General features: G+C 67.6%; 16 protein-coding genes. 9 read left to right on the forward strand and 7 right to left on the reverse strand.

Annotation, left to right across the window (positions count from 1 at the left end; all coding sequences use genetic code 11):
* Positions 1–141: 141 nt before the first annotated feature.
* The 6 genes from M3A49_RS33910 to M3A49_RS33935 all read right to left on the reverse strand — a co-directional run bounded on the left by M3A49_RS33910 (position 142) and on the right by M3A49_RS33935 (position 6,502).
* On the reverse strand, positions 142–1,221 hold the full coding sequence (locus M3A49_RS33910) for a substrate-binding domain-containing protein (RefSeq protein WP_266232839.1): 1,080 nt from the start codon (positions 1,219–1,221) through the stop codon (positions 142–144).
* On the reverse strand, positions 1,218–2,183 hold the full coding sequence (locus M3A49_RS33915; protein ID WP_254337657.1) for a 2-hydroxyacid dehydrogenase: 966 nt from the start codon (positions 2,181–2,183) through the stop codon (positions 1,218–1,220). Before M3A49_RS33915 ends, M3A49_RS33910 begins: the two co-directional genes overlap by 4 nt.
* Before the next feature lie 20 nt (positions 2,184–2,203).
* Positions 2,204–3,487 carry an MFS transporter gene (locus M3A49_RS33920; protein ID WP_266232840.1) on the reverse strand — a complete coding sequence of 428 codons (1,284 nt, stop codon included), beginning with the start codon at positions 3,485–3,487 and terminating at the stop codon, positions 2,204–2,206.
* Between the two features lie 108 nt (positions 3,488–3,595).
* Positions 3,596–4,573: a sugar kinase gene (locus M3A49_RS33925; protein WP_266232841.1), complete on the reverse strand. Its 978-nt coding sequence runs from the start codon at positions 4,571–4,573 to the stop codon at positions 3,596–3,598.
* A gap of 53 nt (positions 4,574–4,626) precedes the next feature.
* On the reverse strand, positions 4,627–5,424 hold the full coding sequence (locus tag M3A49_RS33930; RefSeq protein ID WP_254352697.1) for a TIM barrel protein: 798 nt from the start codon (positions 5,422–5,424) through the stop codon (positions 4,627–4,629).
* Positions 5,425–5,581: 157 nt separating this feature from the next.
* Complete coding sequence (locus tag M3A49_RS33935; protein WP_266232842.1) at positions 5,582–6,502, reverse strand: LysR family transcriptional regulator; 921 nt, start codon at positions 6,500–6,502, stop codon at positions 5,582–5,584.
* A 145-nt stretch (positions 6,503–6,647) separates the two neighbouring features.
* Between M3A49_RS33935 and M3A49_RS33940 the strand changes: the two genes are divergently transcribed.
* The 6 genes from M3A49_RS33940 to M3A49_RS33965 all read left to right on the forward strand — a co-directional run bounded on the left by M3A49_RS33940 (position 6,648) and on the right by M3A49_RS33965 (position 13,109).
* Positions 6,648–7,721, forward strand: coding sequence for a YeiH family protein (locus tag M3A49_RS33940; RefSeq protein ID WP_266232843.1), 1,074 nt, complete (start codon positions 6,648–6,650; stop codon positions 7,719–7,721).
* Between the two features lie 246 nt (positions 7,722–7,967).
* Positions 7,968–8,702, forward strand: coding sequence for a glutathione S-transferase family protein (locus M3A49_RS33945; protein WP_266232844.1), 735 nt, complete (start codon positions 7,968–7,970; stop codon positions 8,700–8,702).
* A gap of 159 nt (positions 8,703–8,861) precedes the next feature.
* A complete protein-coding gene (locus M3A49_RS33950; protein WP_266232845.1) occupies positions 8,862–10,607 on the forward strand; it encodes a ClcB-like voltage-gated chloride channel protein in 1,746 nt (581 codons plus the stop codon).
* A 151-nt stretch (positions 10,608–10,758) separates the two neighbouring features.
* The gene (locus M3A49_RS33955; RefSeq protein WP_254352702.1) at positions 10,759–12,117 is read left to right on the forward strand and encodes a C45 family autoproteolytic acyltransferase/hydolase; all 1,359 of its coding nucleotides are present in this window, start codon (positions 10,759–10,761) and stop codon (positions 12,115–12,117) included.
* Between the two features lie 245 nt (positions 12,118–12,362).
* Positions 12,363–12,635 carry a hypothetical protein gene (locus tag M3A49_RS33960; protein ID WP_254352703.1) on the forward strand — a complete coding sequence of 91 codons (273 nt, stop codon included), beginning with the start codon at positions 12,363–12,365 and terminating at the stop codon, positions 12,633–12,635.
* Positions 12,636–12,878: 243 nt separating this feature from the next.
* On the forward strand, positions 12,879–13,109 hold the full coding sequence (locus tag M3A49_RS33965) for a DUF2795 domain-containing protein (protein WP_254337638.1): 231 nt from the start codon (positions 12,879–12,881) through the stop codon (positions 13,107–13,109).
* A gap of 34 nt (positions 13,110–13,143) precedes the next feature.
* Here the strand turns inward: M3A49_RS33965 and M3A49_RS33970 are convergent, their stop codons facing one another.
* Complete coding sequence (locus M3A49_RS33970; protein WP_266232846.1) at positions 13,144–13,761, reverse strand: TetR/AcrR family transcriptional regulator; 618 nt, start codon at positions 13,759–13,761, stop codon at positions 13,144–13,146.
* A 253-nt stretch (positions 13,762–14,014) separates the two neighbouring features.
* Here M3A49_RS33970 and M3A49_RS33975 point away from each other — a divergent pair, with 253 nt between their 5' ends.
* From M3A49_RS33975 to M3A49_RS33985, 3 genes are read left to right on the forward strand one after another with little or no spacing between them, the layout of a single operon-like run.
* Entirely contained in the window at positions 14,015–15,151 is a 1,137-nt protein-coding gene (locus M3A49_RS33975; RefSeq protein WP_266232847.1) for an efflux RND transporter periplasmic adaptor subunit, read from the forward strand.
* Positions 15,148–18,303 carry an efflux RND transporter permease subunit gene (locus M3A49_RS33980; RefSeq protein WP_302056660.1) on the forward strand — a complete coding sequence of 1,052 codons (3,156 nt, stop codon included), beginning with the start codon at positions 15,148–15,150 and terminating at the stop codon, positions 18,301–18,303. The genes M3A49_RS33975 and M3A49_RS33980 overlap by 4 nt, the downstream gene beginning before the upstream one ends.
* Positions 18,300–19,889 carry an efflux transporter outer membrane subunit gene (locus tag M3A49_RS33985; protein ID WP_266232848.1) on the forward strand — a complete coding sequence of 530 codons (1,590 nt, stop codon included), beginning with the start codon at positions 18,300–18,302 and terminating at the stop codon, positions 19,887–19,889. Before M3A49_RS33980 ends, M3A49_RS33985 begins: the two co-directional genes overlap by 4 nt.
* Positions 19,890–19,927 lie beyond the last annotated feature (38 nt).

The following is a 19,927-nucleotide window of genomic DNA, read 5'->3' on the forward strand; positions in this document are numbered from 1 at the left end:
GACGTTCGGCACGCACGCACGCGCGCCGCAGCCCGAATGATCGCAGATATCGGCGCCTGCGCGCAGCCCTGGTTGCGCACGAGACCAGGAATCGCACCGTCGGACCTCTCCGTCAGCACGAAACGAGTGCCCGCGCCATAGTCACCCCAGCGTCGAAGCCCTCACGACCAGTTCGCCCTCGAACGCCGCCGCGCGCGCCTTGGGCGCCGCGCCCTCGATGCGCTCGTGCAGAAACTCCACCGCGCGATAACCAATCTCGCGCGTAGGCTGGCGGATCGTCGTAATGCCGGCAAGCTCGGCCCACTCCGGATCGTCAATGGCGACGAGCGCCGCGCGCTGTTGCCACTGCGCGCCGAGCGCCGCTTTCAGATGCAAGGCGAGGCGCAGCGCCACCGGCGCGTTGGCCGCGAACAATGCGCAACGCGCACCGCGCGCGAGCGCCTGGGCCACGTGGGTGTCGAGCGTGGCGAGCGCGGCTTGCACGGCGGCTTCATCGTGGAGATCGAGCACGTGCGTGAGGCCACGCGCCGCGCCCTTCGTCGCCTGCATCGACTCGCGAAACGCCGCTTCGCGCTCGCGCCGCGAACTTACCTGCTCGAACGGCTGCACGACGAACACGATGTCGTCGTAGCCACGCGCAAGCAGATGCTCCGTGCCGAGGCGTACGGCCGCCGCGTTGTCGAGGCCGACCATGTCCGCATCCAGGCCGTCGACGGTACGGTCGATCAGCACGGCCGGAATGCCGCCGCTGGCCACGGGTTTCAACATCGATTCACGCACGCCGAGTGCATTGACGATCACGCCTTCGACGCGATACGTGGTGAGCAGCTGAAGATAGCGCCGCTCCATGTCGATTTCGTTCGCCGCGTGGCAGATAAGCGGCATGTAGCCGAGCGCGTGACACGCCTCCTCCACGCCCTGCAGAATCTCCACCGAATAAGGATTGGCGAGATCGGCGAGCAACAGGCCGAGCAGACGGTTGCGGCCGCGCTTGAGGCCGCGCGCCATCTGGTTGGGGCGATAGTCGAGCCGCTCGATCGCCGCTTCGATGCGCGCGCGCAGGTCGGGCGAAAGCACGCCCAGCTCGCCGTTCAGATAGCGCGAGATGCTGGTCTTGCCGGTGCCGGCTTCACGCGCGACGTCGCTGATGGTCGCGCGGCGCGGCGCCGTGGCCGCGGCGCCCTGTTCAGCGTGATCCGTGCTGCCCGGACCCGCGCTCATCGCGCGAGCACGTCGCGGTTGACGACGTTCACGTCGAGCGTGCCAGCGAGCGCCGCGACGAGGTTCTCCGCTGCGCAGCGCGCCATCGCGTGACGCGTCTCGTGCGTCGCCGAGCCGATGTGCGGCAGCGCCACCACGTTCGGCATGCTCAGGAGCGGCGACGCGGGATCGATCGGCTCGCGCTCGAAAACGTCGAGGCCCGCGCCGTGGATCGTGCCCGCTTCGAGCGCCGCAATCAGCGCTTGTTCGTCGACGGTCGCGCCGCGCGAGGCGTTGATGAGAATCGCGCTCTTCTTCATCTTCTTCAGCTGCTCTGCGCCGATCAGGTGGCGCGTGGCGTCGGTGAGCGGCACCTGGAGGCACACGAAGTCCGAGCTTGCGAGCAGTTCGTCGAGTTCGACACGGCGCGCGCCATAGTTGCGTTCGGCCGCTTCGTTCGGGCTGCGGTTCGTGTAGAGCACCTTCATGTTGAAGCCGAGTGCCGCGCGGCGCGCGACGGCGCCGCCGATGCGCCCGAGCCCCACGATGCCGAGCGTTTTGCCCTGCACGTCCACGCCGAATTGCGCCGCGCCGATGCTGCCCTTCCAGTGGCCCGCCTTGACCCAGTCGGCCAGTTCGACCACGCGGCGTGCGCTCGCGAGGATGAGCGAGAACACGGTGTCGGCCGTCGATTCGGTCAGCACGTCGGGCGTGTGGGCGAGCACGATGCCGCGCTTCGTGAGATCGGGCACATCGAACTGGTCGTAGCCCACGGAGATCGTGGAGAGCGCCTTCACGCGCGAACCGTCCAGCATCGCCGGCGTGATCTTCACGCTCGCGCCGATCGCGCCGTCGGCGTCTTTTAGCGCGGCGGCGAGTGCGCCGGGCTGGTCTGCGTCGACGTCAATCAGTTCGGCATGCTCGCGCAGATAGTCGGCGACATCGGCGGGCAAGGCTTTGTAGACAACGATTTTCGGCTTCATAAGTGCGCTAGAAAAGAGAGTTATTTTCCGTGTGCCGGCGATGCATAACCACGGGCGGCGTCGCGCTGCGGCTTGACGGCGAGCGTGAGGCCCACCGAAACGAGCAGAGCCGCGCTCATGAACGCATAGGATGCCGCAGGCGAGCCCGTCGCGCCATTCAGATACCCGACCACATAGGAGCCGACGAACGAGCCGAGCGCGCCCATGCTGTTGATCAGCGCCATCGCGCCGCCGGCGACGTTCTTCGGCAGCAGTTCCGGCACGATCGCGAAGAACGGGCCATACGGCGCGTACATCGCCGCGCCCGCCACTACGAGCAGCGCGTAGGATACCCAGAAGTGCGTCGAGCCGAGCGCGTAGGAGAGCGCGAAGGCCAGCGCGCCGACCAGCAGGAACGGCCACACGAAGGCACGGCGATTGTCGAGCTTGTCCGATGCCCACGAGGCGGCGAGCATCGCAATGGTCGCCGCGAGATACGGCACGGCGGAGAGCCAGCCCGTTTCGACCATGCCGAGCGCCGAGCCATTCTTCACGATCGAGGGCAGCCACAGCACGAAGCCGTACACGCCAATGCTCCAGCAGAAGTACTGCGCCGAGAGCAGCATCACGGCAGGCGTGCGGAACGCCTCGGCGTAGTTGCGCACCGGCTTGATGGCGGCCTGCTCGGCGCGCATCGCGGCGTCGAGCGCGCGCTTTTCATCGTCGGAGAGCCAGGTGACCTGTGAGGGCTTGTCGCGCACGAGGAACCACCAGCACACGGCCCACACGACAGCCGGCACGCCTTCGGCGATGAACATGTGGCGCCAGCCGAAGGCATGCACGAGATAGCCCGAGACGACCGACATCCACAGCACCGTGACCGGATTGCCGAGGATCAGGAACGTGTTGGCGCGCGAGCGCTCCTTCTTTGTGAACCAGTTGCTGATGAAGATGAGCATGGCGGGCATCACGGCCGCTTCGACCACGCCGAGCACGAAACGGATCGCCATGAGCGACGGGATGTTCGTGACGACGCCCGTGAGCGCCGCGCAGCCGCCCCACAGCACGAGGCTCGCGAACACGAGCGTGCGCACGCTGCGGCGCTCCGCATACATGGCGCCCGGCAGTTGGAAGAAGAAGTAGCCGAGGAAGAACAGCGCGCCGATCAGCGACGAGAGCGCCGGGCTGATACCGAGATCGCGGTTGATGCCGGCCGCCGAGGCGAAGCCGTAGTTGGCGCGGTCGAGATAGGCGAGGCTGTACGTGATGAACACGACGGGCATGATTGCCCACCAGCGGCGCGGTGCGAGCGAGGTTGAGGTCATCGGTGTCTCCAGTTGATTGGGGCTCGGTACCTGACAGTGCCGCCCTCTGGTCTCATGTCATCTGGCGCGCCGCATGCGAATACGCTTTGCGTGGCGCCCCTTGTTCCGCTATGCGGCTGCCGCGGCAACCTGCGTTTGCGCGCCTTCGAGCGCATCGAGCTGCGCGCGCGTCGGCAAACCTTCCGAGTCGCCGATCACCTGGACGGCCAGCGCGCCGATGCGGTTGCCGCGAGCGACGGCCGCAGCAAGCGGGCGTCCTTCGAGCAGCGCGCTCACCACGCCCACGGCGAAGCCATCGCCGGCGCCCACGGTATCGACCACGCGCTCCACGCGCTGCGCTGCGACGCGGCCCTGCTCGCCTTCGGCCGTGGCGTAGTACGCGCCCTCTGCGCCGAGCTTCACCATCACGCCGCGCGCGCCGCGCGCAAGATAGAACTGCGCGATGGCTTCCGGGTCGTCCGAGCCCGTCAGCACGCGGCCTTCGCCGACGCCGGGCAGCACCCAGTCGGCGAAACTCGCGAGTTCGTTGAGCGTGCCGATCATTTCGGCTTGCGAGCCCCAGAGCGTGGGGCGCAGATTCGGGTCGAACGAGATTGTGCGGCCCGCGGCGCGCATCTCGTGTGCAAGCTTGAACGCCAGTTCGCGCGAAGAGGAAGAGATCGCGGGCGCCACGCCGCTCAGGTGCAGATGGCGCGCGCCGAGCACATAGTCGGCCTGATAGTCGCAAGCCGAGAGCTTGCTCGCCGCCGAGCCGCGGCGGAAATATTCGACAGCCGGATCGCTGCCGTCGTCGTTCTTCGACTTGAGCTGGAAGCCGGTCGGAAAGCGCGTGTCGGTGCTCACGCAGCGCGCGTCGATGCCTTCGTGTGCGAGCACGTCGCGCACGAACTGGCCGAACGAATCGGCGCCCACGCGGCTCATCCAGCCCACCTTGAAACCGAGGCGCGCGAGGCCGGTCGCGACATTGAGCTCCGCACCCGCCGCGCGTTTCGTGAAATGCGCGACCTGGGCAAGCGACCCCGGCTCCGTGGCGACGAACATCGCCATTGCTTCGCCGTAGGTGATGACATCGAGTGCTTCGGTCATGAGATGCGTTCCTGATGAATCGGATGGGGAGACTGGGGCTCGGCTTCGAGGCTTCAAGCGGCCGCGAGCCACTCGACGTAATGCGCGGCGGCGGCGTCCACGCGCGCCGGATCGAACGGAAACTCGATGCCGCGCGGCACGTGTGTCGGCAGCAGCGCAAGTGCGGCGCGGCACAGCGTGTCGTCGTCGCCCGGCGCGGCGGCGAAGCGGCGCGCGCCCTCGCCCACCACGGCCTTGCAATGGATGTATTCGACGTACGGCGCGAGCGCGGCGGCGGCGAGCAGCGGCGGCTCGCCCGGCCATTGCCAGTTGCCGATGTCGAATGTCATGCCGATCACGCCCGGCGCACCGCCATCGCGCAGCGCGTTGAAGAGGCCGATGAACTGGTCGAGCTTGCCGCCCTGCTCGAGCTGGCCGTTCTCGACGACGACGCGCGGGCCGTTGCCCGCTGCAACGGCGTCGCCCGTGCGCGCACCCAGTGCTTCGAGCAGGCTCGCGAGGCGCGCCGCGCTGGCGTCGCCCGCGAAACCGCCCAGCTGCAGCTTCACGAAACGCGCACCGAGTGCCCGTCCCGCGGCGACAGCGGCGCCAAGTGCCGCCTCGTCGAGCGCCCCATCCTCGCCATACAGCGCGTCCGGGGTGGACCACACGCGCCACAAACCCTCGTCCGCAAGCGCCGTTCCGAGCGCGCGCAGCGCTTCGGGCTGCGTGTCGGCGTCGTGCATCAGCTCGCGCCGCACCTCGAACGCCTGCGCGCCCGCGCGCCGTGCCGGCCGGCTCCATGCCGCGTGACCGTCACGCCTGATTGCCTGCGCGCCGAACGCGCTTGCCACGATTGCTACTTCCGCCATTGCCGTCTTCCCGTTGCCTGCCGCCGCACACTTTGCTCTTCTTGGAACCGGTTCCAAATCCAGCCCGAAAAAAAGCGCCTGCGCGCCGGGTGATTAGGGCGGATAGTGCGCGCTAGCCGCTCGGGCCGCCATTCTGGATTGCCCTGGGTCTGGTGGATCAGGCGCCCGGAACATCGGCGAGACACAGTTCCAGGAAGCGCTGCGCGACGCGCGAAGCCGCGCCCGCGTGCGGCACCAGGATCGAGAAGCGCCGCGCGAGCGGTTCCGGGCCAAGGCGGATCTGCCGCAAGGCGCCGTTCTCATGACGCATCGACATGGCCGAAACGAAACCGATGCCCATGCCCGCCCGCACCGCCTCCTTCACGCCCTCCACGCCTGCGATCTCCAGCGCCACGCGCATGGGCACGCCCGCGCGCGCGAACGCGCGCTCGACCACCTGGCGCACGCCCGAACCATCCTCGCGCAGGACCAGCGGCCACTGCGCGAGCGCTTCCACCGTAATGGCCGGCATCGCTGCGGCCGCCTCCCCTTGCGCGTCGAGCTGCGACGCCAGCGCGTGAGAGCGCGGCACGATCGCGACGATTTCGTCCTGGTGCCAGGGATGCACGGCGGTATCTGGCGGCAACTGCTCGCCCACCGGCCCCTCGATCAGCGCGATATCGACCGCGCCGAGCATGCCCGCGACGTCCGTCGTATTTCCGCTCGACGTTTCGAGCTTGACCTGCGGATAGCAGCCGTGGAATTGCGCCATCAGATACGGCAGCCGGTAGCTCGCGGGCGTGGTGGTCGCGCCGATGCGCAGCGTGCCGCGCTCGAGGCCGCGCAAGGCGTCGCGGTAGGTGAGCGCGTCGCGCCAGGTGTCGCGCAGGCGCGCCGCGTAGCCCGCGAGCTGCTCGCCCGTGGGCGTGAGGCGCACCCCACGGCCGTCGCGCTGATACAGCGGCTCGCCGATCTCCTCCTGCAGCAGCCGCAACTGGCCCGAGACGGCCGGTTGCGACAAATGCAATGCCAGTGCAGCTCGACTGATATTGAGATGCTCGGCGACTGCAGCGAAAGTTATCAGTTGTTCCGGGGTCATCGTGGAAAACCATCGTGTTGTCCTATATATTACTTCACAAATCACGATTTTTCATATCGATATATCTAAATTAGGATTAGGCCATTCGATAGCGACCTGTTCGCTACCCCATTTTTCGACCGGCTCGCCCGGTAGAGAGGCCGTCATGTCTACACCCAGTCTTGCGCACGCATCGCCGTCCACCCGCGGGCAGCTCAACGGCGTACTGTTCGTCGCGCTTTTTGCGGCCGCCGTCACCAGCGTCGCTTCGCTGCCCGCCATCGCCGGGCTCGGCATGAGCCCGCTGATCGTCGGCATCGTCGCGGGCGCGATCTATGGCAATGCGCTGCGCGACGGCATGCCCGAAAGCTGGGCCGCCGGCGTGAACTTCTCCGCGCGCAAGCTGCTGCGCATCGCCGTGGCGTTCTTCGGGCTGCGCGTGAGCCTGCAGGAAATCGCCCAGGTCGGCGTGCCGGGGCTCGTCGAATCGGTCGTGATCGTCGTGAGCACGCTCGTGATCGGCACCTGGGTCGGCATGAAGCTCCTCAAGCTCGACCGCGACACCGCCATTCTCACCGCGGCCGGGAGCGCGATCTGCGGCGCAGCGGCCGTGCTCGCCTTCGAATCCACGCTGCAATCGAAGCCGCACAAGAGCGCCATGGCCGTGGGTAGCGTCGTGCTGTTCGGCACGCTTTCGATGTTCCTCTACCCGGTGCTGTTCCGCGCAGGCTGGCTGCACCTCGATACGCTGGGCGCCGGGCTCTTCTTCGGCGGCACGATTCACGAGGTCGCGCAGGTGGTGGGCGCGGCGAGCAATGTGAGCCCCGAGGCCACGCACATCGCCACCATCGTCAAGATGACGCGCGTCATGCTGCTCGTGCCGGTGCTGCTCGTGCTCGGCGTGTGGCTCAACGGCGCGGCGCGCAGCAAGGCAACGGCCGACGGCCACGCCAGCCACGGCGGCGCGCGCAAGCTCGCGGTGCCCTGGTTCGCGCTCGGCTTCCTCGCGCTCGTGATCGTGAATTCGCTCCACGTGCTGCCCGAAACGGCCACCCACGCGGTCAACACGCTCGACACCTTCGCGCTCACCATGGCGATGACGGCGCTCGGCATCGAAACACGCGTCTCGCAAATCCGCCAGGCCGGTCCGCGCGCGCTGACCGCCGGTTTCATCATCTACCTCTGGCTGGTCGGCGGCGGTCTCGCGATCACCTGGGGCGTGCAGCGCCTGTTCGGATGACCCGGCGCCCAGGGGCCGCGCGCCCCGACCCGATCCCCTGTGCGCCGGCGCTCCCGGCCACCGGCCCCGCCTGCGGCGGGGCTTTTTGCGTTTCTGCGCGCGGCGCCCTTGCGCCATCTCGCGCGCGCACGCCACGCGCGTACCAGGCGCGACCGTTGCGAGCGATACTGTGCGTTGCTGTCCGTTGCGTGGGCAGCGGCCGCGCAGGCCGTGGCGAGCACGGCCATGAACGCAAGGGGACGACCGATGGCATACGAGCTCTATTACTGGGACGGTCTGCAGGGCCGGGGCGAATTCGTGCGGCTCGCGCTGGAGGAGGCGCAGGCGCCCTACGTGGACGTGGCGCGTGGCGAGAAGAAGGACGGCTTCGGCATCGGCGCGATGATGGGCGAACTGGAGAGCGACGAGCCGTATCCGCCTTACGCCCCGCCCTTTCTCAAGGACGGCGACCTGATCGTGCCGCAAACCGCCAATATCCTTTTCTATCTCGGCCCGAAGCTCAAGCTCGCGCCGCGCGACGAGGGCTTGCGCATCGTCGCGAACGGCCTGCAGCTCACGATCGCGGACCTCGTGACCGAGGCGCACGACACGCATCATCCGATCGCAAGCGGCCTCTACTACGAGGACCAGAAAGACGCAGCCAAGGCGCGCTCGGCGGATTTCATCGCGCATCGCATTCCGAAATTCATGAGTTATTTCGAGCGCGTGCTCGCACAGAATCCGGACGGCCCGCGCCACATGGTGGGCAACGCGCCCAGCTATGTCGATCTGTCGATGTTTCAGATCGTCGAGGGTCTGCACTATGCGTTTCCAAAGGCGACGAAGCACTTCGCGGATCACTATCCGCATGTCGTTGCGCTGCGCGACGCCGTGGCGAAACGCCCGAATATCGCCGCCTATCTCGCCTCGGAGCGGCGGCTGCCGTTCAACGAAACGGGCATCTTCCGGCACTACCCCGAACTCGACCGGGCCGTGCGCTGAATGCGCGCGGGCCGTGGAAGGCGTCCGCCGCCGCCCGGTTTCACGCACGCGGCGCGCAGTTGCCGCGCAGTTACCGCACTGCACCCGTTATGCTTGCCGCCGCACGTCGCGCCGCGCGCACGCGCGGCTTCCTTTCACCCGTAACCTGACCCGCCCGCCGTGCTGTCATTCCTGCTGAAACTGCGCACCCGCGCCCGCGATCTCTTTCGCCTGTCCGACGCCCACACGATGCTGATCTGGTCGGTCATCGTCGGCGTGGCGGGCGCGTTTGCGACCGTGATCTTTCGCGAGGGCATCGCTCATGTGCAAATGCTCTTTACAGGCAGCGAAGGCAGCCTCGTCGAGATGGCGCGCCATCTGCCGTGGCACCGGCGCATCTGGATGCCGGCCGCGGGCGGCTTCATCGCGGGATGCCTGCTGCTGCTCGCGCGGCGCAAGGCGCCCAGTAATAGCGGCAAGGCGATCCATGCCGACTACATCGAGGCGGTGGCGATCGGCGACGGCGTCATGCCGGTGGGCACGAGCATCTGGCGCAGCCTCTCGTCGCTCTTCACGATCGCGAGCGGCGGCTCGATCGGCCGCGAAGGCCCGATGGTGCAGCTCGCCGCCCTCGCCGCCTCGCTGATCGGCCGCTGGGTCCACTTCGATCCGCCGCGGCTGCGCCTGCTCGTCGCGTGCGGCGCGGCGGCCGGTATCACCTCGGCGTACAACGCGCCCATCGCCGGCGCCTTCTTCGTGACCGAAATCGTGCTCGGCTCCATCGTGATGGAAAGCTTCGGGCCGATCGTCGTCTCCTCCGTGGTCGCCAATATCACCATGCGCGAGTTCGCGGGCTACAAGCCGCCGTATGAGATGCCCGTGTTCCCGCCCGTGACGGGTGTCGAGGTGCTGCTCTTTGTGGCGCTCGGCCTCCTGTGCGGCGTGCTCGCGCCGCAGTTCCTCATGATGATGGCCACCGCGAAAAAAGGCTTTGGCCGCATCAATGCGCCGCTGCCCGTGCGGCTCGCGCTCGGCGGCCTCGTGGTCGGTATCCTTTCCGTGTGGACGCCCGAGGTGTGGGGCAACGGCTATAGCGTCGTGAACTCCATCCTGCATTCGCCATGGACCTGGACCGCGCTTGCCACGGTGCTCGTTTTCAAGCTCATCGCGACGGCCGCGACGGTCGGCTCGGGCGCCGTGGGCGGCGTGTTCACGCCGACGCTCTTCATGGGCGCCGTGCTCGGCTGCCTGTTCGGCCAGGGCATGCACGCGCTCTGGCCCGACGGCACCTCCGCGTCGTACGCCTACGCGATGGTGGGCATGGGCGCGTTTCTCGCAGGCGCGACCCAGGCGCCGCTGATGGCGATCCTGATGATCTTCGAGATGACGCTGAGCTACCAGGTGGTGCTGCCGCTCATGCTCTCGTGCGTGGTTGCGTATTTCGTCGCGCGCGCGATCGGCAAGGCGTCGATGTACGAAATCACGTTGCATCGCAACCGCGAGGAGGCCGAGCGCATGCGCCTGCGCATGACGCAGATGCGCGAGCTGGTGCGCCCCGCGCAGACTGTCGTACTGGAGAGCGCCACGGTGCAGGAGATGACGCGCGTGTTCCTCGAATATCCGGTCAAGTATCTCTACGTGACCGACGAGACGGGGCGCTTTCTCGGCGCGGTCGCGCTGGCCGACATCACCTCGGACCTGCTGCAAAAGCGCGACACCGCAAACAGGCACGCCCGCGACTACCTGAAGCCGACGTTCGACGTGCTCACGCCCGACATGCCGCTCGCCGTCGGCCTGCAGCACTTCATGTCGTTCCAGGGCGAACGCCTGCCGGTGGTCGAAAGCACGCGCGAGCCGACGCTCGCCGGCGTGGTGTACAAGACTTCGCTCCTCGACGCCTATCAGCGGATGAACGCGGAGCGGTAGGGCCCGGCCGGCGCGCGAGGCGCGTGGCAAAGCGCAGCGGATTTTCTAGAATCTAGAAGGAAACGCCGCTACGCGGCCCGCGCGGTGCGTCTGCGTACGGACGCGCGCGCAGGAGTCAGCGAGAATCGGCGCGGGGATGACCGGAGCGAAGATGAGCGAACCCTCACTCGAAGCCGTACGCCACGACCATGCGGGCTGGATATTCGTGCACTTGCAGGGCGAACCCTACGACCGGGGCGAGCAGCACGGCAAGTTGCTAGCCACCGAAATCCGCAACGCGATTCGCACCGCGCGCTACCTGGCGAAATGGGACACGGGTGAGGACTTCGACACCTTCATCAACGCGGCGATTGTGCAGTTCGCGCCGCGCCTCGACACCGAATTCGCCGACGAGGTCCAGGGCATCGCCGACGGCGCCGGCCTCAAGTTCGCCGAAGTCCTCGCCTGGAACGGCTACATGGACCTGCTGCAAAGCTGGTGGCCGGTTCATGTCGCAGCGCAGCAGGCGTCCCAGGGGCAAGGCGCGGTGCGCCCATGGCGCGGGCGGCGCGGCCACCACTGCAGCGCCTTCATCGCCACGGGCAGCGCGACGCGCGACGGCCGCATCGTCATGGCGCACAACTCGTGGGACCGCTACGCGGCCGGCGACGCCTTCAACGTCGTGTTCGATATCGTGCCCGACTCGGGGCACCGCATCCTCATGCAGGGCCTGCCCGGCTGCATTTCGAGCCTCACCGACTTCTGGATCAACGGCGCGGGCCTGATGGTGACGGAGACGACCATCTCGAACTTCATCGGTTACCGCGCGAACGGCGCCCCCGAGTTCTATCGCTCGCGCCGGGCGACGCAGTATGCGTCGAGCATTGCGCAATGGTGCGAGATGTTCGCCCAGGCGAACAACGCGGGCTATGTGAACAGCTGGCTTCTCGGCGACACCAAAACGGGCGAGATCGCGCGCTATGAACTGGGCCTGCAGCACGCGGGCTTCGAGAGCACGAAAGACGGCTTCTACAGCGGTTTTAACACGGCCACGGACCTCAAGATCCGCAACCAGGAATGCACCGGCGAAGCCGACGACTACACCGACGTCCGCCGCAACGGCGCGCGCCGCCTGCGCTTCATGCAACTCGCGCAGGAGCACCGCGGCGCAATCGACGCCGAACTCGCCAAGGCGATGATCGCGGACCATCACGACGTCTACCTCGAGCGCAGCGACAACCCGTGCTCGCGCACGATCTGCGGCCATCTCGAACTCGACGACGCGCGCTTCGGCGGCGCGGACCATGGGCCGTTCAACCCATGGGGCGCGAACGACGGCAAGGTGGTCGACAGCGAAATGGCGCGCGATCTGTCGTTCTGGGCGCGCTGGGGCCATCCTTGCGGCCGCCCGTTCGACGCCCAGGCGTTCATGCAGCGCCACCCGCAATGGAACTGGCTCAACGGCTATATGCGCGACCGCCCGTCGTGGCCCTGGACGCGCTTCGAGGCGCTGCGCAGGCCCTCGCCTTAATCCCGCGTAACGGCGGCGCGAGAAAAAAGCACACGCGTTCGAGACGTGTCGGCGCATTTCCTGCCATTATGGTATTTCCGTATGCGCCTCGCGCACATGAGCCGTCCAGGCGGTTTGTGGCGCCGTTGCGTAGCGGCGCGCCGGGCCGCCCCGGCTGGCGCGGCCGCCTGCGCCGCCACCAAGGCTGGCGGACGCGGTACGGCGCTTGCTGCGGCCTGTGGGCCGCATGGAAAGGAGGTCGAGCGATGAAAACCTCGACACTGATGACCACCGTGCTGTTGTCGGCGTCTTGCTTCGCCGCTCCGGTACGCACCGCGCAGGACTCACCGGTCGTCCAGGCCAGCGCGCACATCCCGCTCGCAAGTGGACAGTCCCACGCCTACGACGCCCCCGTGGCGCCCCCCGCCCCCAACGTGCCCGTGACCGCGAACGGTCGGCAACACTGGGAGTACCTCACGCTGCCCAGGTCGCATCGGCTGGACAAGACGCTAAGCCCGGACCTGCACGAACAGACCTGAGCCCGAGCGGTACCCCGGTTGCGAACAAGCGGCAAAGAAAAGTGGCGCATGGGCGGCAAATGAACAGCGCGTGCGCACGCCGCGAGGGCGTGTGAGGCGGATTGTGTATGCTTGAGGCGCGGCGCTAGCGCTGCGCGCCGCAATGCAAACCAGGCGCGAACACAATCTGAACAAAAACCGCACAACAAACGAGACGACGACGCGGACCGCCAACGCCGGCCGCCCGCGCAAAGGACGCCACGCATGTCAGCCTCTCGCATTCCCGACGAACCCATCGACCTGCAATTCGCCGACGTGCTGCGCGAAGTGCGCTGGCCCGCCAACAAGGACGAACTGGTGGACGCCGCGCGCGAGGCCGGCGCCAGCAACGAGGTGCTGGCGATCCTCGACGGCATGCCCGAGCAGGATTATCAGGACGTCGCGTCCGTTACGCGGCTGATCGGCAGCAACTACGGCCCTGGCCTCGGCGCCTGAAGCGCGCGCGTCGCAGGCTGCGTGCTTCCTGGGCTCACGCGTCGCGGCCGAACACGACTCGCGCGAAGAACGTCCCCAGCACGGTTTCGACGACCGGCGTTGTGACGTGCTGCGGATCGGCCGTGGCGAGAAACTGCACCCCATCGCACAGCCCCATCAGCCCGAGCGCGAGCAACTCAGGATCGAGCGGCACCGGCATGCCCACGCGCGCCGCAAATTCTTCGATGTACACGGCAAGACTCTCGCGCTTTTCCTTCATGAACGCGTTAAAGCGCGTGCGAAAGCGCGCGTCGCGCGTGGCCAGCAGCTTGGCTTCCACCCACAGCAGGAAGACCTTGTTGTCCTGCGGCATGCGACTGTAATAGGCGAGCACGCGCGCCTCCATCTGCTCGCGCGAGACCTCGGTCTCGAACATGGCGCGCAGATCGGTCTGCATGGCTTCGTGATCGCGCCGCAGCAATTCCACGAGCAGGTCCGACTTGCCCGAAAAGTTCGAATAGAACGCGCCGCGTGTGTACCCCGCCGCATGCGCGATGTCCTCGACGCTCGTACCCGCGAACCCTTTTTTCATGAACATGGCCTGCGCGGCGTCGAGCAGGCGCTCGCGCGTCTGGTCGCGGCTTTGTTCGCGGGTGAGTCGGATGCGCTTCATGGCGTGGGGCGTCGTTATGTGTCGCGGATTGACGCGAGTCTAGCACTGAAACATTCCTCGGATTCAGTTTCGCACTCAGATACAAGGTTGTATTAGAATCCGACTCATCATCCCAAGTCCGGGTGTGCGCGCGAGCCGCGCCGCGCCCGTGACTCAACGGTGGCGCAACCGGCCTGGCGGTTTTGTGGTCTGCGTGCGCACCCACCCTATCGAGGTCCAGGTGAATCGTTGCGGTCGTGGCGCATCGAGCAGGATGCGCAGTGGTACCGGTAAGTTCAGTGCGCCGTGGCGGCATGCCGCGAATGTGCTTCTCGTGCTCGGCGTTGCCGCGCTGGCTGCCTGCGGCAAGCAAAAGGAAGCGCCGCCGCAGCCGCGCCCGGTCGTCTCGATGACCGTGCACCCGGACGGCGGCGGCGTGAGCCCCGTCTATCCCGGCGATATCGAGGCGCGCAACGCCACGCCGCTTTCGTTTCGCGTGAACGGCAAGATCGTCGAGCGCAGCGTGCGCCTCGGCGACAGCGTCAAGCCCGGCCAGACGCTCGCGCGGCTCGATCCGGCGGACTTCGAAAAGAACGCGGCCAGCGCGCAGGCCCAATTCGACGCCGCGCAACATCGCCTCGTCTTCGCGAAGCAGCAGCTCGATCGCGACACGGCCCAGTCGGCGGCCAATCTCATCGCCCGCGCGCAGCTCGAACAGACGCAAGATGCGTACGCATCGGCCGCGGCCCAGCGCGATCAGGCCCAGCAGCAGCTCGCACTGGCAAAGAACCAGTTGCGCTACACGCAGATCGTCGCCGACCATGCGGGCGTCATCACCGCCGAAAACGCCGATACCGGCCAGAACGTGCAGGCCGGCCAGGCTGTCTATCAGCTCGCGTGGAGCGGCGACGTCGACGTCGTATGCGACCTGCCCGAGCGCGCCGTGGCCGCGCTGCACAGCGGCGACACCGCGCAGGTCACGCTCGGCGCCCTGCCCGGCCAACACTACACGGCGCGCCTGCGCGAACTCGCCGCCGCGGCGGACCCGCAAAGCCGCACGTGGCGCGCGAGGCTCACGCTCGAACATCCCGATGCCGACGTGCGTCTCGGCATGACTGCCAACGTGGCGTTCGCGGCCCCTGGCGAGGCCAATGCGCCGGCCGCGTTTACCGTGCCCGCTACTGCGCTCTTCCACGACGGCGAAGCGGCCGCCATCTGGGTCATACACGCGCCCGACAACGTGCTGCAGTTGCGGCGCGTGAGCATTGCGCGCTATGACGCGCGCACGATCACCGTGGCGGGCGGATTGCAGGATGGCGAACGCATCGTGCTGCAAGGCGTCCACACGGTCCACGCGGGCGAGCAGGTGCGCCCGGTGGCGCCGCTGCATCCCGAGGACTTCGCGTCATGAGCCAGATGACGGGCTCGGGTCCCGGCTCCGATCACGAAGAGGGCCGCTTCAATCTGTCGGCGTGGGCGCTTCGGCATCGGGCGCTCGTCACCTTTCTCGTTGCGCTGGCAACGATCTTCGGCGCGCTCGCCTATACGCGTCTTGCGCAATCGGAAGACCCGCCCTTCACGTTCCGCGTGATGGTCATCCAGACCTTCTGGCCCGGCGCGAGCGCGCGCCAGGTCGAGGACCAGGTGACGACCCGCATCGGCCGCAAGCTTCAGGAAACGCCTTACATCGACTTTCTGCGCAGCTATTCGCGGCCCGGAGAATCGCTCGTGTTCTTCACGATGAAGGACTCCGCGCCCGTGAGCGAAGTGCGCGAGACCTGGTACCAGGTGCGCAAGAAGGTCGGCGACATTGCGTACACGCTGCCCCAGGGCGTGCAAGGGCCGTTCTTCAACGACGAATTCGGCGACGTCTACACCAACATCTACGCGCTGGAGGGCGACGGCTTTTCGCCCGCGCAACTGCACGACTACGCGGACAAGCTGCGCGAGCAGCTGCTGCGCGTGCCCGACGTCGGCAAGGTCGACTATTTCGGCGATCCGCAGCAGCGCATCTACATCGAGATTCCGAACACGCAGCTCACACGCCTCGGCATCTCGCCCACGCAGCTGGGCCAGGTGATCGGCGCGCAGAACAGCGTCTCCGCCGCGGGCACGCTCACGACCGCCGACGACCGCGTGTTCGTGCGCCCGAGTGGTCAGTACGAGGACCTCAACTCAATCGCCGATACGCTGATCCGCGTGAACGACCGCACGTTTCGTCTGGGCGACATCGCCACGATCCGGCGCGGCTACGACGAGCCGCTCGCCACGCAAATGCGCTTCCAGAACCAGGCGGTGCTCGGCATCGGCCTCACGATGCAGCCGGGCGGCGACGTGATCCGCCTCGGCAAGGCGCTCGATGCGCGCGTCGAGCAGTTGCGCGCGCAACTTCCTGCGGGCCTGAAGCTCGTGGAGGTGTCGAGCATGCCCGATGCGGTCTCGCGCTCGGTGGACGACTTCGTCGAAGCCGTGGCCGAGGCCGTGGGCATCGTGCTGCTCGTGAGCCTCGTTTCGCTGGGCGTGCGCACGGGCATGGTGGTCGTCATCACCATTCCGATCGTGCTCGCCGTCACCTCGCTCGCGATGTACCTCTTCGGCATCGGTCTGCACAAGGTTTCGCTCGGGACGCTCGTGCTCGCGCTCGGCCTGCTCGTGGACGACGCCATCATTTCCGTCGAGATGATGGCGGTGAAGCTCGCGCAGGGCTGGAACCGCACGCGCGCCGCCGCATTCGCCTACACCAGCACCGCGTTCCCGATGCTCACCGGCACGCTCGTCACCGTTGCGGGCTTCTTGCCCATCGTGCTCGCGAGGTCGAGCACCGGCGAGTACACGCGCTCGATCTTCCAGGTGTCCGCCATCGCGCTGATCGCCTCGTGGTTCGCGGCTGTGGTGCTGATTCCGCTGCTGGGCTACCGGCTGTTGCCGGAGCGCAAGCCCGATCCGGATGTGGCGCCCGCCGCGCACGGTGAGGATCACGAGCACGAGATCTACGACACGCGGTTCTACCGGCGCCTGCGCGGCTGGATCGGCTGGTGCATCGAGCGCCATGCCGTTGTGCTCGTGCTGACCATCGCGCTTTTCGTGGCCGCGCTCGCGTGCTTCAAGCTCGTACCGCAACAGTTCTTCCCGAGTTCCGATCGGCCCGAACTGCTTGTGGACGTGCGCCTGCCCGAAAGCGCCTCGATCGATGCGACGCTGCGCCAGACGAAGCGCCTCGAAGCGGCGATCAAGGGTCGCCCCGAGATCGACCATTTCATCGATTTCGTCGGCACCGGCGCGCCGCGTTTCTATCTGCCGCTCGATCAGCAGTTGCAGCAGCCCAATTTTGCGCAGTTCGTGATCACGACGAAGTCGGTCGAAGACCGCGAGAAGCTCGCAAGCTGGCTCGAACCGATGCTGCGCGACAAGTTCCCGGCCATCCGCACGCGTCTCTCGCGGCTCGAGAACGGGCCGCCGGTCGGCTACCCCGTGCAGTTCCGCGTGAGCGGCGACGACATCCCGACCGTGCGCGACATCGCGAACAAGGTGGCGGCGACGATGCGTGCCGATCCGCGCACCGACAACGTCAGTTTCGACTGGGACGAACCGGCGGGACGCTCGCTGCACTTCCAGATCGACCAGCAAAAGGCGCGCGCGCTCAATGTCTCGTCGCAGGACATCGCCAACTTCCTGCAGATGACGTACTCGGGCTATACCGTCACGCAGTTTCGCGAGCGCGACAAGCTCATCAGCGTCGATCTGCGCTCGCCCGCGGCCGAGCGCGTCGATCCCGCGCGTCTGCTCACGCTCGCCATGCCCACACCCAACGGCCCAGTGCCGCTCGGTGCGCTCGGGCATCTCGCCAACGATCTGGAGTACGGCGTGATCTGGTCGCGCGACCGGCAGCCCACGATCACCGTGCAGTCCGACGTGCGAGCGGGCGCGCAAGGCATCGACGTCACGCATGCGCTCGACGGCAAACTGGACTCGATCAAGCGCGCGCTGCCGCCCGGCTACCACATCGAGGTGGGCGGCTCCGTGGAGGAAAGCGCGAAGGGCCAGGCGTCGATCTTCGCGCAGTTGCCGGTGCTCGCCATTGCCGTGCTCACGCTGCTCATGATCCAGCTGCAAAGCCTCACGCGCGTGCTGATGGTCGTGTTGACCGCGCCGCTCGGTCTGATCGGCGTGGTGATCGCCCTGCTCGTGTTCCGGCAGCCGTTCGGCTTCGTGGCCATGCTCGGCGTGATCGCCATGTTCGGGATCATCATGCGCAACTCGGTGATTCTCGTGGACCAGATCGAAACGGACATCCGCGCCGGCCACAAGCGCTTCGACGCCGTGGTGGGCGCAACGGTGCGTCGCTTCCGGCCGATCATGCTGACGGCCGCGGCCGCCGTGCTCGCGCTCATTCCGCTCTTGCGCTCGAACTTCTTCGGACCGATGGCTACGGCGCTGATGGGCGGCATCACGATTGCGACCGTGCTCACGCTGTTCTTCCTGCCCGCGGCTTACGCGGCCGCGTTCCGCGTGCGCAGCAGCGAGACTGACGAGACCGGCAAGACGCCGGAACAGGCATCATGAAGATGGATTCTTCGACATTGGCGTCGGGCGCGCGCGAAACGACGCGCTTGCACGCAACCCGTTTTGCGCTCGCGCCGGGCTTGCTCGCCGCAGGCGTCGCGCTTGCGCTGGCCGGCTGCGCGCTGGGCCCGACCGGTGAGCCGCCCGCCATGCCGCTGCCCGAGCACTACGGTGCGCAGGCGCAACCGGCACAGACGATCGCCGCCCAGGGCGTCGCGCAGCAGTTCGTGACGGGCGCGGAACCGGTGCCGCAATGGTGGACGCTCTACGGCTCCGACGCGCTCGACGCGCTCGTGAGCGAGGGCCTCGCCAACAGCCCGAACCTCGCCGCCGCCGACCACAACCTGCAAGCCGCGCGCGAGCAGTTGCGCGGCCAGATCGGCAGCTCGCTCCTGCCGACCGTCGACGCCATCGGCATCGCGCAACGCCAGCAGCAACCCGCGATCCCGCAGTTCGGCATCGACCGGCTGCAATACGGGATTTTTGCGGGCTTGATCGACGTTCGCTACACCTTCGACGTGTTCGGCGCGACCCGCCTGAACAACGCGGCGCTCGCCTCGCGCGTGAACGTGCAGGCGTTCCAGTTCGAGGCTGCGCAGCGCGCGCTCGCGGCGAACATCGTGGCGAGCGCGCTCGGCGCGGCAACACTGCATGCGCAGATCGACACGACCGGGGAGCTGATCGCGCTCGCCAATGCGCAGGCCGACGACGTGCAAAAGCGCTACGCGCTCGGCTCGGCCTCGCGCACCGATCTGCTCAGTGCGCAGCAGAGCGCGGCGTCGCTCGCGGCGAGTCTGCCGGGGCTACGCCAGCAATGGGTCGCGCAGCGCCATGCGCTCGCCGTGCTGATCGGCCGCACACCCGACCAGGCGCCGCCCGACCTCGATCTCGCCAGCCTGACCTTGCCCGCGCAGGTGCCCGTGGTCATCCCCTCAGAACTCCTGAGAACCCGTCCCGACATCCAAGCCGCCGAAGCCACGCTCAAGGCGGCCGCAGCCGGCGTCGGCGCCGCGACTGCGCAGATGTACCCGAGCATCACGCTTTCGGCGGCGCTCGGCCAGGGCGGCTTCAGCTGGCCGGTCGTGACTTCCGGCGCTGGCGCGCTGTGGGCGATCGGCGCTTCGCTTTCGCAGCCGATTTTCCACGGCGGCGCACTCGTCGCGCAGCGGCGCGCGGCGTTGCAGTCCTACGAGGCGGCCAACGACACCTATAAGCAAACGGTGCTCACGGCGTTCCAGGATGTCGCCGACCGTCTCGCCGCGCTCGATCACGACGCCCAGGCTCTCGACGCGGCCAGTACCTCGGCGCGCACTGCCCAGGGCGTCTACGAGGACACCGACGCGCGCTACAAGCTCGGCGCGGTGCCGTGGTACGCGGTGCGCCAAAGCGAGCAGCAATGGCGTAACGCGCGGCTCGATGAAATCCGCTATCGCGGCACGCGGCTTTCCGATACGGCCGCGCTCTTACAGGCGATGGGCAATCCGCCGGTCAATCCGGCGACGCTCGGCAGCGGGCGCGGGGCGGACACGGCCGCTGCCGCCGCCGCGCCCGCATCGGACGCTGGAGCCGCCGCGCAAGGCAAGTGACACACGCGGTTTTCCGGGCGCCTCGGCGTACCATGATC

The organism is Paraburkholderia sp. CNPSo 3076, assembly GCF_026343935.1.
In the GTDB taxonomy this organism is placed as follows: domain Bacteria; phylum Pseudomonadota; class Gammaproteobacteria; order Burkholderiales; family Burkholderiaceae; genus Paraburkholderia; species Paraburkholderia nodosa.

What these genes read in the sequence shown, in the direction of transcription:
- M3A49_RS33925 (WP_266232841.1), bottom strand. Translation starts at nt 4,573, where the DNA reads ATGACCGAAGCACTCGATGTCATCACCTACGGCGAAGCAATGGCGATG.
- M3A49_RS33910 (WP_266232839.1), bottom strand. Translation starts at nt 1,221, where the DNA reads ATGAGCGCGGGTCCGGGCAGCACGGATCACGCTGAACAGGGCGCCGCG.
- M3A49_RS33935 (WP_266232842.1), bottom strand. Translation starts at nt 6,502, where the DNA reads ATGACCCCGGAACAACTGATAACTTTCGCTGCAGTCGCCGAGCATCTC.
- M3A49_RS33945 (WP_266232844.1), top strand. Translation starts at nt 7,968, where the DNA reads ATGGCATACGAGCTCTATTACTGGGACGGTCTGCAGGGCCGGGGCGAA.
- M3A49_RS33970 (WP_266232846.1), bottom strand. Translation starts at nt 13,761, where the DNA reads ATGAAGCGCATCCGACTCACCCGCGAACAAAGCCGCGACCAGACGCGC.
- M3A49_RS33980 (WP_302056660.1), top strand. Translation starts at nt 15,148, where the DNA reads ATGAGCCAGATGACGGGCTCGGGTCCCGGCTCCGATCACGAAGAGGGC.
- M3A49_RS33930 (WP_254352697.1), bottom strand. Translation starts at nt 5,424, where the DNA reads ATGGCGGAAGTAGCAATCGTGGCAAGCGCGTTCGGCGCGCAGGCAATC.
- M3A49_RS33955 (WP_254352702.1), top strand. Translation starts at nt 10,759, where the DNA reads ATGAGCGAACCCTCACTCGAAGCCGTACGCCACGACCATGCGGGCTGG.
- M3A49_RS33920 (WP_266232840.1), bottom strand. Translation starts at nt 3,487, where the DNA reads ATGACCTCAACCTCGCTCGCACCGCGCCGCTGGTGGGCAATCATGCCC.
- M3A49_RS33975 (WP_266232847.1), top strand. Translation starts at nt 14,015, where the DNA reads ATGCGCAGTGGTACCGGTAAGTTCAGTGCGCCGTGGCGGCATGCCGCG.
- M3A49_RS33960 (WP_254352703.1), top strand. Translation starts at nt 12,363, where the DNA reads ATGAAAACCTCGACACTGATGACCACCGTGCTGTTGTCGGCGTCTTGC.
- M3A49_RS33985 (WP_266232848.1), top strand. Translation starts at nt 18,300, where the DNA reads ATGAAGATGGATTCTTCGACATTGGCGTCGGGCGCGCGCGAAACGACG.
- M3A49_RS33965 (WP_254337638.1), top strand. Translation starts at nt 12,879, where the DNA reads ATGTCAGCCTCTCGCATTCCCGACGAACCCATCGACCTGCAATTCGCC.
- M3A49_RS33915 (WP_254337657.1), bottom strand. Translation starts at nt 2,183, where the DNA reads ATGAAGCCGAAAATCGTTGTCTACAAAGCCTTGCCCGCCGATGTCGCC.
- M3A49_RS33940 (WP_266232843.1), top strand. Translation starts at nt 6,648, where the DNA reads ATGTCTACACCCAGTCTTGCGCACGCATCGCCGTCCACCCGCGGGCAG.